Origin of the sequence: Acinetobacter sp. ANC 4470 (genome assembly GCF_002135335.1) — a bacterium.
GTDB lineage: Bacteria > Pseudomonadota > Gammaproteobacteria > Pseudomonadales > Moraxellaceae > Acinetobacter.
The window spans coordinates 215,023-229,582 of sequence record NZ_NEGC01000004.1 but is presented as its reverse complement, the minus strand read 5'-3'; the positions used below and the strand labels follow the sequence as shown (position 1 = coordinate 229,582).

The window sequence follows — 14,560 nt, the reverse complement described above, 5'->3', positions numbered from 1 at the left end:
AGTTTAGACGCACGGTAACAACGGATCTTAAATCGCGTGGGGTGTTATTTTTATGTTGAATATTGTTTCAGTCATGACGCATCAGCGACATTTTTTCGAGCTATGCACGTTAAGTAAGCAACTGAAATAATAATTGCACTGATGTTGAGGTGATGAATTGAAAATGAACAACAATGTGCCCATATATAACTCAAATCAATAGCACAGACAGATTGTGAAAGTTGTCGTATGATCGAAGCAGCTCACAAAAAACAAAGTCTTGGCTTAAAACTACAGGATTAGGACATTATATGAATATCGCAGCAAACCCAGTGGTTGAAGCAGACCAAACTGTTTACTTAAAAGACTATGAAAAACCATCTTTTGCGGTTAATTCAATCAACTTGGATATTCAAGTATATACAGACCATACCAATGTTAACGCAACATTGGTCATGAAGCGTCAGACAGCGGGGGATTTAGTGCTGCTTGGGCGTGATCTAGAATTAAAATCGATTACTTTGAATGGTACGCCACTCACCGCCAACGATTATTCATTAGATGCAGAGCAGTTGGTTATTGCCAATGCACCAGATGAAGTTATTCTGAAAACAGAAGTAATTATTCATCCAGAAAGCAATACACAACTTGAAGGCTTATACCAAGCAGGTAGCGATTTATTTGTTACTCAAAATGAACCTGAAGGTTTCCGCAAAATTACTTTCTATCCTGATCGTCCAGATGTGCTTTCTATCTTTACCACACGTGTAGAAGCGGATAAAAAATTCCCAGTACTTTTAGCCAATGGGAACTTGATGGAAGCAGGTGAAACAGGCGAAGGTCGTCACTATACCATTTGGGAAGATCCAACCCAAAAACCTGCCTATTTATTCGCTTGTGTCGTTGGTGATTTGGCAGTACTCAAAGATCGCTATACCACTTCAGAAGGTCGTGATGTTGCTTTAGAAATTTACGCCGTAGAAAAAGATATTCCAAAATGTCGCATTGCCATGGAAGCACTGAAACATTCTATGCAATGGGATGAAGAACACTATGGTCGTCCATATGATTTAGACAACTATATGATTGTAGCCACCAGTGCATTTAATATGGGTGCAATGGAAAATAAAGGCTTAAATATCTTTAATACCTCATGTGTCCTTGCCGATGAAGAATTTACCACGGATGCGGCAATTATGCGGGTGCAATCGGTGATTGCACATGAATACTTCCACAACTGGACAGGTAACCGTATTACTTGTCGTGATTGGTTTCAGTTGTGCTTAAAAGAAGGTCTAACGGTTTTCCGTGATCAGTCTTTCTCGGAAGATTTACAATCGGCTGCGGTACAACGGATTGATGATGTGGCTGTATTAAAAGCACATCAATTCCCTGAAGATTCAGGTCCATTGTCACATCCACCACGTCCAGACCATTTTGTCGAAATTAATAACTTCTATACCGCAACCGTGTATGAAAAAGGTGCGGAAATTAACCGCATGATGTCGACGTTATTGGGCAAAGAAAAGTTCCGTCAAGGCACGGACGAATATTTCAAACGCCATGATGGTCAAGCGGTCACAGTTGAAGATTGGGTTACTGCACTCACTGCGGGTTCAGGTGTGGATTTATCTGCTTTCCTGATTTGGTACAACCAACCAGGCACACCAAAATTGGAAGCCAAAGGTGAGTACGATGCAGCCGCGCAAACTTATACTTTAAGCTTTAAACAAAGCTTAAAAGCACATGCGAAATATCCAAATTTAAAAGCAGTGCCAATTCCAGTGGCATTGGCGTTGTTTAATGCAGAAACGGGTGAGCAATACACACTGAATTCTGAGGCATTATTTGAAAATGGCGTGAAAGATGGTGTGTATTTATTTGATCAAGATACGGCAACCATTGAGTTTACTGGGGTCACAGCAAAACCTGTAGTGTCTTTGCTGCGTAATTTCTCTGCACCCGTGAATCTCGAATTTAACTATTCCGATGAAGAACTTGCATTTTTAGTGCAATATGAAACCAATGGTTTTAACCAATGGCAAGCGACGCAAACTTTACTTGAACGTATTTTGTTAAATGGTCATGACGCTGCAATTTATATTCAAGCGATTAAAAATACGATTCCAGAACTTGTTGAAAAAGATCCATTGTTAGCTTCACGTTTATTTGATGTCCCTTCTGAAGGCTATTTGGGCAGTCGTATTGATGTTGACTATCAACCAGCAGCAATTCAAGAAAAACGTAATGCGCTGTTAGATACTTTGGCAGTTGCGTTGGGTGAATTCTGTAAAGAGACTTATTTGGCTTTAGACCCAGATCTACAAAAAGAGTTTTCACAAGCCATGGGTGTGCGAGCACTGAAAAATATCATGCTGAGTCTGCTGGCACGTCAAGGGGATAGCGAAGCTTTTGATTTGGCACATGCGCAATATTTAAACACGGGGAATATGTCGGAGCGCTTAGGTGCACTCAAAGTCTTGGTTTGGAATGATGCACCACAAGCGAAAGATACTTTAGCTGATTTCTATAATCGTTTTAAAGATGAAGCATTATCGCTTGATCAATGGTTTATGGTACAGGCAGCGCACCCCAAAGCTACTGTGGAAAGTATTCAGTATTTAACTTCGCACCCAGACTATGATTTGGGTACGCCAAATCGTATTCGTTCAGTCAGTGGTGGTTTAAATGCTAATCCTGTTAATACATGGGGTTTTGGTGTGCAGCATTTTGTCGATTTAGCAAAATATTTAGATGAGAAAAATCCAATTATGGGATCTCGTTTACTGCAAGCTTTAACACGCTGGTATACATTGGCTGAACCACAACGCCGTGAAGTTAAACAAGCACTTGAAGCGCTTAAACCACAAGTGAAATCGAAAAATGTGGCAGAAACGTTAAATAGTATGTTAAGTATTTAGTTTTATTTAAATATTTAAGATTTATTCACTAATATGCGCTATTCCCCAAACTTATAAGGGGGTAGCGCTTTTAGGAATTAATAAGGCTTTGGCACAACCTGCGATTAAAGGCTTATTCAACCATATAATTCTAAGCTGTATCTTAAATTTGGATAGTTTGAGGAAAACTCAACTTCTCCATGTTTGGGCAATAAAGCCCTTTAGAGTGAAGCTGTATCCATTATTTGGGCTAGGATTAATTGCATTTTATTAAAATAATCAAATACCGTTTAGATCGTGGTGATTGAGCGCAGATTTCTGTAGCGTACGGAAATCTGCGCTTAAAATTTTCTTAATCAACCCTCCAATTTTGGGGGGAGATCAATTTAAATGGTTTGTTTATTAAACTTTAATAATGAGCACAGGAATAGGTGATTGGGTTAATACGGCTTGTGCCACACTACCTAACATTAATTTTTTAAACCCAGTGCGACCATGTGAACCCATCATAATTAAATCAGCACCAACTTCATCAGCAACATGCATAATACCTTCGGCAGGTGATACACCACGAATGACTTTGCTATCTACATCTATACCGTCACGAAGGAATGATTGTTTGATATCAGCCAAACGCAACTGCGCATTTTTTTCAGCCTGCATAAAGTAATCGGTTATTGCAGGTGCAATTTTATAAAAATCTACGCCCACAAATGGGTCTACAGCAATCACACTTGTAACGGTAACTTGGCAATCTAGTGTTTTAGCTAAGGCTAAAGCTTGTTCAACAGCTGCATAAGAAATAGGGGATTCATCTACTGGAACTAAAATATGTTTATAAGTCATGAAATTATCCTTATGGGTATAGTTGAATGGGAAAGCTTTTTTAATTGTGATCGTCAGTCATTATAATAAATCAAAGGAGTCTTGAAAGCGGCTAAAGAACCCAACATTAATTGAAGGGTTCATTATTTAATCTTTATTCTATTCTTTAACCACCAATACAGGAATTTTTGTCCCACTTAAAACATCTTGTGCAAAGCTACCCAGTAAAAACTTTTGAAAACCTTTTCGACCATGTGAGCCCATGACAATTAGATCAATTTTTAATTTTTCTGCGGTATCAATAATGCCTTCTTCAGAGACACTGCCTTTAATAATTTGAGTATTAGTCGTTACACCATTTTCGCTGGCAATAGCTTGAGCCTGTTGTAACGCTTTTTCGGCATTGCCATAAGCTTGTATGAAATATTCTTTCATAATTGGGGATGGGTAGAAGTCTACATCTGTAAACGGATCTTCAGTGACTAAACTAATGAGGGTTAATTGACTGCCAAAAGCCTGAGCAATCTGAGCAGCTTTTTTAACTGCGGACAAAGAAATCTCGGAACCGTCAACAGGGACTAAAATATTTTGATAAGACATAAAAATGTTCCTTTTGAGTTTATTGTATTGCTATTATTTATAGATAGCACATTGTTCTAAAATGATCAATTTAGTCTCTGAAAATGTTTTAAAATCCATTGAATTGTATGAATATCATACATATAGTTGTGTTCTATTTTACATTTAAATCTGAGTTAAAAACTCAACTTTACTGTAAGTGTTTCTAAATGTTTGGACAAAGCTTAAAATGCAAGAAAATAATATTCTCTGCGAAAAATAACAGGACAAATAACAGTTGGGATAATGCCATGTATTTAAAATATTTAGCTTTAACTTTGTGTGCCATTGCAACAATACAAAGTAGTGGTTGTCAGAATATACAAATGAGTACTAAGGTGATTGCCAGCATATTTAATGCTTCTACCAATGTTCAAAAAAAGATGATTGATAAATATGCGCCAGAAGAAATTCTAGTGCAGAAAAATATTACGTATATGCAAGAACCCAAGTTGACCTTAGATGTTTATCAACCAAAAAATGTGACGCAACTCGAGGCTCGTCCAACCGTAGTTTGGATTCATGGTGGTGGATGGGTTTCAGGTTCTAAAGAACATGCAGGTGGCTATTTTAAGCTCTTGGCAGATCAAGGCTATAACGTCGTTTCAGTGCAATATCAATTTGCCCCTGAAGCAATATATCCGAATCAGCTATTACAGATTAATCAGGCATTAAAGTTTATTACTGAACATGCGCAGCAATATCATATTAATGCCAATCAAATTTATTTGGCGGGCGATTCCGCAGGTGCGAATTTAGTCAGTCATTATGCGGCACTTATCAGTAACCCTACTTTTGCGCAGCAGTCAAAATTTACACCGTTAATTCAACGTGCGCAAATTAAAGGCTTGATTTTACATTGTGGTATTTATGATATGAATGCTTTTGTTAATACTGCACCAGATAAACTTAAACTCATTGAATGGGGCGTGTTTAGCTTAGTTCAATCTTACACAGGTAATAAAAAAGACGATGTAGCATTTTTAAAAACGATTTCCCCAATTCAATACTTAACAGCAAATTATCCGCCAGTTTTTATCAGTGGTGGAAATAAAGACTTTTTGACCAAAACTCAATCTGAGCCTTTTGTCCAAGCATTGGTCAGCCAGAAAATACCCGTGACTGAAGTATTTTATCCAGACTCTAAAGAATCTTTAGTGCATGAATATCAATTCATGATGAGTAAAGCTGCTAGTCAAGAAACCTTTAAGAAAACCATTGATTTTATAAGTTATTATAGTCCGTCATCTAAGGAATAATTACATTTCATCACTTGCAAAATATGAGTTTTTATTTAAGATACCAACCGAATGGTATGTTTGTTTTAAAGGTAAGATTATGAGCCCTATAATGATGGCGTATGGATTGCTTGCATTGGCAATTGTTTCTGAGGTGACAGGGTCAACATTTTTGGTGAAGTCAGAAGGTTTTACTAAGCTCGGTCCATCTGTGGCAGTAATCGTTTTATTCAGTATTGCTTTTTATTTATTATCGCAAGTGATTAAAGTCATTCCCTTAGGGATTGCTTATGCCATATGGGCAGGGGTTGGCATTATTTTAACTGCAATTATTGGCTATTTTGTTTTCCGTCAAAGTCTTGATTTACCAGCTATGCTTGGTATTGGCTTGATTGTATCAGGCGTGGTCGTGATTAATTTATTTTCAAATTCTACTGGGCACTAGTATAAGTATGGAAAATATGTATCAGCGTAAAAAGGAACCTGAACTGATTCGGCAAAAAATTTTAGCGCATGCGATTCAATTATCTGCCGAGAAAGGCGTGACAGGGGTTTCAATTCAAGCGGTCGCCGATTTAGTTGGCGTTTCTAAAGGTGGCGTTTTTCATCATTTTCCAAGTAAGCAAAGACTACTTGAAGCGATGGTCATTACACTTTTAGAGCATTTGGATAGTATTATTGATCAACTCATTCAAGCTGATGATTGTGAATATGGCTGTTTTACCCGTGCTTATATAGAAGTTACATTACAGAAAAATATCGTGGGCATGGAACACTCTTGGTCAGCAATATCCATGATCATGCTTACAGACCGAACATTCAATGAGCTTTGGATTCAGTGGTTAAATACACGTTTAGAACGACATCATGCAACAGATGCTGATTTAGAGTTAAAAGTTTTACGTTTTGCAGCTGATGGTGTTTGGTTGACAGCATTTACCGAAGTTGAAAATCCTGATGAGACGCTAGAAATGAAACAGGAATTGATTCGCCGTAGTTATCCATAGCGGTGCTTTAATTATTATTTAATAGATAATGTGCATAAATAAATGTCTAGTATTTGATTCTTTAAAATCAGCATTGCCTCATTTAATTGATTGAATTTTTATGCCTTTGCGTAGGCATTATCTCTACTTTTGAAAGGTCAAAAGTAGACAAAAACCTTTTATTTCCCATACACGACGTCCTTGTCGTGATGGGAAAAGTGTGGCATCCATGCCACACTCATGAATCCAATATTTTCTAATGAAGAACTTATATTTACCAAAATGATTTATGATATAAGCCTAATAAAAAGCACCCAATAAAGGATGCTTTTTCTAACTCAAAGAGATCATGTTTTAATTTTGGATTTGCTTTTGAATTTGAAAATAAAAGACACGGCAAAACCGAATAATAGTCCCCAAAATGCAGAACCAATCCCAAAGAATTGTATGCCAGATGCACTAAATAAGAAGGTCATTAAAGCGGCCTCTCGTTCATTCACGTCATGAAAGGCAATCGCAATGTTGTGACTAATGGTGCCAAATAAGGCAATTCCTGCTAAAGCCACAATAAAAATATGCGGAAATGACATTAATAAGCTGGTTAAAGTCGCAGCAAAAATACCCATGACAATATAGAAAAAGCCACAGCTCATACCTGCGATATAGCGTTTTTTAGGGTCAGGATGAACTTGATCATCCAAACTGACTGCGGCACTAATTGCAGCAATATTAACGGTATAGCAGCCAAAAGGAGAGAGTAAGGTTTGTGCAACCCCAGTCCACCCGATGAGATGATTGATATGGGGTTGGTAGCCATAACTTTTGATCATGGCAATCCCAGGTAAATATTGTGATGCCATATTAATCACAAATAAAGGTAATGCTAAGCCAAAAATGGCTGACCATGTAAATTCAGGTGTAATCCATACTGGCTTGGCGAGACTCCATTGTAAAGCTGGAATATGAAACTCCATAAACATTGGGCAAAGTACAAGCCCTGCAATCACGGTAATCACAATACAATAACGTGGAGACAGTCGTTTTGATAGAATATATACAGCTAAAAGTGAAAGGATGAAGCCCCAATCATTTTGCATGCTTGCAAAAAGTGCAATCCCAAACTTTAGTAATACACCAGCAAGCATGGCACTGGTTAAGCTTTGTGGAATATAGGATAAAACTCTCTGAAAAATACCTAAAAAACCTAAAATTGCGGTTAATAAGCCACAAATGAAAAATGCACCAATCGCTTCATATAAGTTATAACCACTGCCAGTTGCAAGAATGAGCGCTAGACCCGCGGTTGACCAAGAAGTCGCAACAGGGTATTTAAACTTCCACGATAAAATAAAACCAGAAAGTCCAATACCTAAACCTAAGGCCCAAAACCAAGAGGTAATTTGTTCTGGAGTTGCGCCTAATAATTGTGCGGCTTGAATGACCAAAACAGCAGATACACTAATACCAATCAGGAACGTAATAAAACCGGCAAATACTGCGGGTATAGAGAAGTCTTGAAGAAGTTTTTGCATGATCCCTTGCTTATCTTATTTTGACCGAATGGAATATAAATGTCGTTTAATCATACGCCTTTTCATTATGATTAAAAGGTTTTCTGTTTAAAAATAACATGAATATTTAAAGATATTTCATCTTTTTTTATACTGAAATTTAGATAACTAGGGTAGTAAAACTATAAGGTTGAAGTTGCCAGCTTAAGACCAAATGTACAAAATAAAATACCGACAGCAGCCACACATGTTGCAGCCACTTTATAACGATAATTAAAAAATGATGCCAGTTTAATACCTGAAAAAATCAAAATAGTTAAATAGCTCATACTAATGATTTGTAGTATGACCGACAAAACAGCAAAGCTGATTGCTGGATATGGATAAGCAGGATCGACAAACTGTACAAAGAAGGAGAGATAAAACAAAATCGCCTTTGGATTTAAAAGGCTAATGGTTAAGGCAGTGCGATAAGGATGAACGTGTTCAATGGTCGCAGTTTCTGTGCTGGCAGTTATTTTTTGTGGCCGGTTTTGCCATGTATTTATACTGGCAATCAGCAATTTAATGCCTAAATAGGAGAGATAAAGTGAGCCAACAGCTTTAAGTAAAATAAATAACCAAGGGAAAGCATGCAGTAGGGATGCCGCACCGAGTACTGTGCAAAGAATGAGAATTAAATCACCAGTAAAAACGCCCCAAGCACCTTGATAACCGGCTTTAATTCCAAAGCGAGATGCGATGGACATCACATAGAGAGAATTTGGGCCAGGTAAAATGACAATTAAAATGGTACCAATAATGTAGGTAGTCACATCAGTAATGCCAAACACACGATGCTCCAAAGTATAAAAAGCCGATGTTGTATGATAGCAAAATCGGCTTTATTTAACTGTAAAAATCACATTTTTAAGGTTGGATTTCAGCATCTAAACCAAAAGATTGGCGCAGTAGTATACTGAGTTGTTCACGGGCTTTAATAAAGCCATCAATGCCACTTTGTAAAAGTTGAAAAGACATTAAGTCATGTTCAAGTTGTGCTTTAAACGTTTCTTTGCTTAATGGTGTAACCATACGTTGACAATGCGCTTGTGCATGATTGGCTGAAAGTTGAGACACTACTTCGCGGTGATCTTGTGCAAGTTCTGCGAGCAGGTTTGGAGCAACAGTGAGTAGGTCACAGCCAGCTAATCCTAAAACTTGGTCTATACTGCGAAAGCTTGCACCCATAATTTCCGTTTTAATACAGTGTTGCTTATAAAAATGGTAAATTTGCTTCACAGATAATACACCCGGATCTTTATCAATCGGATAGTGATCTACATTTTCTGCTTTTTTGTACCAATCTAGAATACGACCAACAAAAGGTGAAATAAGTGTAATATTGGCTTCAGCACAGGCTTGAGCTTGATGTAAACCAAAAAGCAAGGTTAGATTACAATGTATGCCTTCGGCTTCTAATATTTTAGCAGCTTGAATACCTTCCCAAGTAGAAGCAATTTTAATTAAAATACGATTTTGTTCAATCCCATAGGTCTGGTACAAGGCAAGGAGTTCTTTAGCTTTGCTAATCGTGGCTTCAGTATTATAAGAAAGTGCAGCATCAACTTCAGTCGACACACGGCCTTTAATCAGTTTTAAAATTTCAACACCAAACTTGACCGTCAGAATATCAATTGTACGCTCAACCAACAAATCATCACGATAACCTTCAGATTTGGCTTGCTCAAATGCAGCCTCAATCAGCTCTTTATTTTCAGGTTGACTTGCAGCAGCAGTAATGAGTGAAGGATTGGTTGTTGCATCCAATGGACGGAATTTTTCAATAGCTGAAAGGTCGCTACTATCGGCAACAATGGTGGTTAAGTTTTTTAATTGGTTTAAGGCTGATTGAGTCATTGGTGTCTAGTTCTTAAAGTTATTTCCCGTATATTTGTTATATCACAATCTCCTTTTATCAGAAGTAAAAAGCGGTATAACGCATGCCTATTTTGTATTTTTTCTTGAATTTCGAATGTGATTAATCAAAAAACGAGCAGCTGAGCCCAGTTGACTTTCACGACTCCAGACTAAATCGACATAATATTCAAATTTAGGGCTGAAATCTAAAAAGTTGAGAATTTTAAGCTGCTGTTTAATATGCGGATTCTGATTTAGCATTTCTAAAGGTAAAACCCCCCAACCTAAGCCTTGCATAATCATCGCGCAGGCAGAGTGATTGTTATCAGTACGCCAATATTTCTTTGAAAAGAGTAATTCAGGTTTAAGGGTACGGTCACGACTGGCAACGATAATTTGACGACTTTGTAATATTTGCTCATAGCTGACTTGTTCAAATGTAGCTAGAGGGGCGTGAATTGCCGCGACAGGGACTAAAGCTTCACGCTTAAGTTCGACAAACTGTTCGCTACTTTCCAATTGTTCGCGTTCAAACATCAATGCCAGTTGAGCAGACTGATTGAGTAGCATTTTTTGTGCGTCTTCTTGTGGTGCTGAAAAAACATTGATTTGCAGCTCTGGAAATTGCTTTTCGATCAGTGAAATGTAGTCAGTCCACTGAATATGCAGCAGTTCTGATACCACCACAATATTTAAAGATGATTCTAATCCTTCGCTTAAGGCAAAAGCATGTTGTTTCCATTGGTTAATTTCGATGAGTAATTGTTCGGTTTTTTCATACAAAATCATGGCTTGCGGTGTTGGAATAGGTTCACGTCCAACACGCTGAAATAGGGTTAAATTCAGGTCAATTTCTAAATTGGCGATGGACATACTGACCGCTGAAGGAACTTTTCCTAGTTGTCTGGCAGCAGCAGAAAAAGACCCTGTTTCAATGACAGTTTTAAAAATGGTTAGTTGTTCTTGGTTGATATTCATCTGTCTATTTTAACCTATCAATTATTTTGAAAGAATCTGACTCGATTAATCAATAATACAAACATAAAATAGCGAACATCAAGTTAAATTAAAGAGTATTTAAAAATGTTGATTTCCAAGAGACGGATTATTCATGCTCTTAGCTATGAGATCATCCTGTTGGTCATCATCGCAATTGCATTAAGTATGATTTTTAAAATGCCGTTAGAAGTGACAGGGCTTTTGGGTATTGCGATGGCTGTGACATCGGTGATCTGGAACATGGTGTTTAATCATTATTTTGAAAAATTTGAAGCCAAGCACCAACTGAAAAGAACGGTGAAAATTCGTATTTTACATGCGATTGGTTTTGAGGGTGGCTTAATGATCGCCACGATTCCGATGGTAGCTTACGCTTTGCAAATGTCTATTTGGCAAGCGATTGTATTAGATTTTAGTTTAACTATGTGTATTTTGGTTTATACCTTTATTTTCCAATGGTGTTATGACGCTCTAGAAGAGCAATTAGGTTACAAGCCAAAATACAATTAAAAATCCACTAAAAAACAAATAAGGCCTTAACTGATAATGTAAGGCCTTTATTGATATTAAAGACCTTTAATTTTAACAAAAGGTAAAATATAGATACAAAAGTAGTATATAAAAAGATCTATTAATTACATAACTTCTAAACATAAAAACAATTGAGTGTTTTTATAAAACTAAATAAAAAATATATCGTACAAGGAGTTAGGCGATGAAATTAGGTACTTTGGTTGTATCTATAGCTTTATTGGGTGCTACGCAATCAGGTTTTACTGCTACAGAGGGTGGTTTTAAACGGTTCTCGGTTTCTGCCGGTTGGTTACATGTGATGCCGCAAGGAAAAGCCAATCCATTTAATATTAATACTGCTGTAGCAAAGGGAACAAAATCTACAGTTGGCGCGATTTCAGCAGGGTCATTTCTTAATGCAATTAATCCAGATGCAAAATTAACGACTGGGGAAAATGCTAAGGAGGTTCTGAATATGATCTTTGATAATCCAAGAGATTCTGACACGGGAGAGTATATTATTGATCCTGACACTGGAAAGCCTGTGCCATCAATAGGACAAATGTTAGGTTTTGCGGATGCAAATAATATTGTTTCAAGTGAGATTACTGGTGTTGCAACAATTGATGGTCTTGATCAATGGACACAGAATGGAACTGGCTTGGAAGCAGAGGATGTTGATACACTAGGCTTGACGCTCAATTATTATATTAATGATAATGTTTCACTACAGTTAATTGGAGGATTTCCTCCCAAAGTAGATATAAAGGGTGTAGGGGAAATTACAGCACCATTATCTGGATTTGCTGTTCCTGGGGATGCAGTTAAACCGATCACTGGTGATATGCTTAGTTTATTAAAGGATATTCCAATTACCAATTTAGGTGCTCAGTCTAAGGCTGCAACAGCACGTGCATGGACACCTGTATTAGAAGCACAGTATCAGTTTGGTAAATCTGGTGTTAATAAATTCAGACCTTATGTTGGTGCAGGTTTAATGTATGCTTATTTCAATGACATTAAATTAAATGGGCAGATTGAATCAGATTTAATAGTTGCTGGTCATATGATTCAAAATGTATTGGATAATAAAGCCGGTGCGGCATTGGATGGAAAAATATCGAGTGGTGAGATGCGTGTGAAAGTAGATGCCGATGATGCGATTGCACCAGTTGTTACCGCAGGTTTTACCTATGACTTAAATGAAAACTGGTATGGGGTTGCTTCAGTTTCTTATGCAAAATTGAGTAATAAAGCGACGATTAATGTTGTGAATCAAACCACTGGCGCTGAACTTATTCATGCTACGACTAAAATAGATATTGATCCTATTATTACTTACTTAGGTGTAGGTTATCGTTTTTAGTTTATAAGTTATAGAAATTAAAAGACCCTCGGAAGTTGAACTTCCGAGGGTCTTTTGTTCAGAAAGTAAAAGCAGCTCTTTATTTCTCAATAATTGCTGTTACACCTTGACCACCAGCAGCACAGATCGACACTAAGATGCGACCTGAACCTTTTTGGTTAATCAGTTTTGCCGCAGTGGCAATAATACGTCCGCCAGTTGCTGCAAATGGATGACCTGCCGCAAGTGATGAACCTTTAACATTGAGTTTAGATCGGTCGATTGAACCGAGTGGCGCATCTAAACCTAAACGCTCTTTACAGAATGTTGGATCTTCCCATGCTTTTAAAGTAGAAAGCACTTGAGATGCAAATGCTTCATGAATTTCGTAATAGTCGAAATCTTGTAAGGTAATACCTGCACGTTCAAGCATACGCGGAACTGCATAAGCAGGTGCCATCAATAAGCCTTCTTTTTTACCGACAAAATCTACCGCAGCAGTTTCAGTAAAGGTTAAGTAAGCTAATACTTCGTGACCATTGGCTTTAGCCCATTCTTCTGAAGCTAAAAGTACACAAGATGCACCGTCAGTTAATGGAGTCGAGTTACCCGCAGTCATGGTACGCGCATCGCCTTTACCAAAAGCAGGCTTTAATTTCGCTAACTTTTCTACAGATGAATCTGCACGTAAGTTATTGTCACGTTCTAAACCTAAGAATGGCGTAATTAGGTCATCGAAGAAACCGTCTTCATACGCCGCTGCCATTTTCTGGTGTGAAGATGCCGCAAGTTCATCTTGCGCTTCACGTGCAATACCCCATTCAAGTGCAGTAATCGCTTGATGGTCACCCATAGAAAGACCTGTACGTGGCTCACCGTTTTTAGGTGCATCCATTAAATCTTTCAGGTTAATTTTAGTTAATGCTTTTAAACGGTCTTTCGCTGTTTTTGCGATGTTCAATTCAAGTAAAGCTTTACGTAAACCATCACCAAAAGCGATAGGTGCATCAGAAGTGGTATCTACACCACCAGCAACACCTACTTCAATTTGACCCAGTGCAATTTTATTCGCCACAAGGAATGCAGCTTGTAAGCCAGTACCACAGGCTTGTTGAATATCGTAAGCAGGTGTTTCTGGAGCCAATTTAGTATTCAGCACACATTCGCGAGTCATGTTAAAGTCACGACTGTGTTTTAATACAGCACCAGCAACGACTTCGCCTAAACGTTGATCTTGTAGATTAAAACGCTCAACAAGACCATTTAACGCAGCTGTAAACATATCTGAGTTTGATGCAGTGAAATAAGCACCGTTTGAACGAGCGAATGGGATACGGTTACCACCAATAATAGCAACGCGGCGAACTGTGTTTTGACTCATGGTTTTATCCTGTTGAACAGACGTTTGAGTTGTAGATTCAGATTTTTTTGTAGTTGAAGCGGTACTTTGACTACGAGGTGATGCAGAACGAGTACGAGACGTTTTGGTCGTATTCGTTGCTGATGGTGTTGCAGTGTCTGAACTTTTAGCTGTGCGTGAAGTTCTTTTTGATGTATTTGACACTATTTCCGCAGCAGAATTTTCGACTGCTGGATTTTCTTGAGTTGTCTTGCTCATAAGGCTTTTCCAAGCATGCTTACAGTATTCTTGGCGCTTACATTAACACAATACAGAATACCCTGAATTGACTAAAATGACATTGCACAAAGCATTCAGGTCAAGACATCCACGGTTTAACTCAAGTAT

At 37.8% G+C, this 14,560-nt stretch carries 13 protein-coding genes; 6 read left to right on the top strand and 7 right to left on the bottom strand.

The window, feature by feature from the left end:
* Positions 1 to 290 precede the first annotated feature (290 nt).
* Positions 291 to 2,900, top strand: coding sequence for an aminopeptidase N (pepN, locus tag B9T25_RS08000; RefSeq protein WP_086187917.1), 2,610 nt, complete (start codon positions 291 to 293; stop codon positions 2,898 to 2,900).
* Positions 2,901 to 3,281: 381 nt separating this feature from the next.
* On the opposite strand, the gene B9T25_RS07995 is transcribed toward pepN, so the two are convergent.
* Both B9T25_RS07995 and B9T25_RS07990 read right to left on the bottom strand, forming a co-directional pair.
* On the bottom strand, positions 3,282 to 3,725 hold the full coding sequence (locus tag B9T25_RS07995) for a universal stress protein (RefSeq protein ID WP_086187916.1): 444 nt from the start codon (positions 3,723 to 3,725) through the stop codon (positions 3,282 to 3,284).
* Between the two features lie 138 nt (positions 3,726 to 3,863).
* Positions 3,864 to 4,304: a universal stress protein gene (locus B9T25_RS07990; RefSeq protein WP_086187915.1), complete on the bottom strand. Its 441-nt coding sequence runs from the start codon at positions 4,302 to 4,304 to the stop codon at positions 3,864 to 3,866.
* 269 nt (positions 4,305 to 4,573) lie between these two features.
* Here B9T25_RS07990 and B9T25_RS07985 point away from each other — a divergent pair, with 269 nt between their 5' ends.
* From B9T25_RS07985 to B9T25_RS07975, 3 genes are all read left to right on the top strand, one after another.
* Entirely contained in the window at positions 4,574 to 5,581 is a 1,008-nt protein-coding gene (locus B9T25_RS07985; protein WP_086187914.1) for an alpha/beta hydrolase, read from the top strand.
* 91 nt (positions 5,582 to 5,672) lie between these two features.
* Positions 5,673 to 6,005, top strand: a complete 333-nt coding sequence (locus tag B9T25_RS07980) for an SMR family transporter (protein ID WP_004648794.1) — start codon at positions 5,673 to 5,675, stop codon at positions 6,003 to 6,005.
* A gap of 7 nt (positions 6,006 to 6,012) precedes the next feature.
* Positions 6,013 to 6,567: a TetR/AcrR family transcriptional regulator gene (locus B9T25_RS07975; protein WP_086187913.1), complete on the top strand. Its 555-nt coding sequence runs from the start codon at positions 6,013 to 6,015 to the stop codon at positions 6,565 to 6,567.
* Between the two features lie 326 nt (positions 6,568 to 6,893).
* Here B9T25_RS07975 and B9T25_RS07970 read toward each other — a convergent pair whose 3' ends face one another.
* The 4 genes from B9T25_RS07970 to B9T25_RS07955 all read right to left on the bottom strand — a co-directional run bounded on the left by B9T25_RS07970 (position 6,894) and on the right by B9T25_RS07955 (position 10,934).
* Positions 6,894 to 8,078 carry a benzoate/H(+) symporter BenE family transporter gene (locus B9T25_RS07970; RefSeq protein ID WP_086187912.1) on the bottom strand — a complete coding sequence of 395 codons (1,185 nt, stop codon included), beginning with the start codon at positions 8,076 to 8,078 and terminating at the stop codon, positions 6,894 to 6,896.
* A gap of 161 nt (positions 8,079 to 8,239) precedes the next feature.
* Positions 8,240 to 8,890: a leucine efflux protein LeuE gene (gene leuE / locus B9T25_RS07965; protein WP_086187911.1), complete on the bottom strand. Its 651-nt coding sequence runs from the start codon at positions 8,888 to 8,890 to the stop codon at positions 8,240 to 8,242.
* 76 nt (positions 8,891 to 8,966) lie between these two features.
* Positions 8,967 to 9,956 (bottom strand): transaldolase, encoded by a 990-nt coding sequence (gene tal, locus B9T25_RS07960; RefSeq protein WP_086187910.1) that lies wholly within the window; start codon positions 9,954 to 9,956, stop codon positions 8,967 to 8,969.
* Between the two features lie 87 nt (positions 9,957 to 10,043).
* Positions 10,044 to 10,934: a LysR family transcriptional regulator gene (locus tag B9T25_RS07955; RefSeq protein WP_086187909.1), complete on the bottom strand. Its 891-nt coding sequence runs from the start codon at positions 10,932 to 10,934 to the stop codon at positions 10,044 to 10,046.
* Between the two features lie 105 nt (positions 10,935 to 11,039).
* Between B9T25_RS07955 and aceI the strand changes: the two genes are divergently transcribed.
* Complete coding sequence (gene aceI / locus B9T25_RS07950) at positions 11,040 to 11,465, top strand: chlorhexidine efflux PACE transporter AceI (protein WP_086187908.1); 426 nt, start codon at positions 11,040 to 11,042, stop codon at positions 11,463 to 11,465.
* Positions 11,466 to 11,670: 205 nt separating this feature from the next.
* Positions 11,671 to 12,834 carry an OmpW/AlkL family protein gene (locus B9T25_RS07945; protein WP_086187907.1) on the top strand — a complete coding sequence of 388 codons (1,164 nt, stop codon included), beginning with the start codon at positions 11,671 to 11,673 and terminating at the stop codon, positions 12,832 to 12,834.
* Between the two features lie 79 nt (positions 12,835 to 12,913).
* On the opposite strand, the gene B9T25_RS07940 is transcribed toward B9T25_RS07945, so the two are convergent.
* Positions 12,914 to 14,431, bottom strand: a complete 1,518-nt coding sequence (locus B9T25_RS07940; RefSeq protein ID WP_086187906.1) for an acetyl-CoA C-acetyltransferase — start codon at positions 14,429 to 14,431, stop codon at positions 12,914 to 12,916.
* Positions 14,432 to 14,560: the final 129 nt, after the last annotated feature.

Coding starts and splice junctions, on each gene's coding strand:
- tal (WP_086187910.1), bottom strand. CDS start 9,956: ATGACTCAATCAGCCTTAAACCAATTAAAAAACTTAACCACCATTGTT.
- B9T25_RS07940 (WP_086187906.1), bottom strand. CDS start 14,431: ATGAGCAAGACAACTCAAGAAAATCCAGCAGTCGAAAATTCTGCTGCG.
- pepN (WP_086187917.1), top strand. CDS start 291: ATGAATATCGCAGCAAACCCAGTGGTTGAAGCAGACCAAACTGTTTAC.
- B9T25_RS07945 (WP_086187907.1), top strand. CDS start 11,671: ATGAAATTAGGTACTTTGGTTGTATCTATAGCTTTATTGGGTGCTACG.
- B9T25_RS07985 (WP_086187914.1), top strand. CDS start 4,574: ATGTATTTAAAATATTTAGCTTTAACTTTGTGTGCCATTGCAACAATA.
- B9T25_RS07990 (WP_086187915.1), bottom strand. CDS start 4,304: ATGTCTTATCAAAATATTTTAGTCCCTGTTGACGGTTCCGAGATTTCT.
- B9T25_RS07980 (WP_004648794.1), top strand. CDS start 5,673: ATGATGGCGTATGGATTGCTTGCATTGGCAATTGTTTCTGAGGTGACA.
- B9T25_RS07995 (WP_086187916.1), bottom strand. CDS start 3,725: ATGACTTATAAACATATTTTAGTTCCAGTAGATGAATCCCCTATTTCT.
- aceI (WP_086187908.1), top strand. CDS start 11,040: ATGTTGATTTCCAAGAGACGGATTATTCATGCTCTTAGCTATGAGATC.
- B9T25_RS07955 (WP_086187909.1), bottom strand. CDS start 10,934: ATGAATATCAACCAAGAACAACTAACCATTTTTAAAACTGTCATTGAA.
- B9T25_RS07975 (WP_086187913.1), top strand. CDS start 6,013: ATGGAAAATATGTATCAGCGTAAAAAGGAACCTGAACTGATTCGGCAA.
- B9T25_RS07970 (WP_086187912.1), bottom strand. CDS start 8,078: ATGCAAAAACTTCTTCAAGACTTCTCTATACCCGCAGTATTTGCCGGT.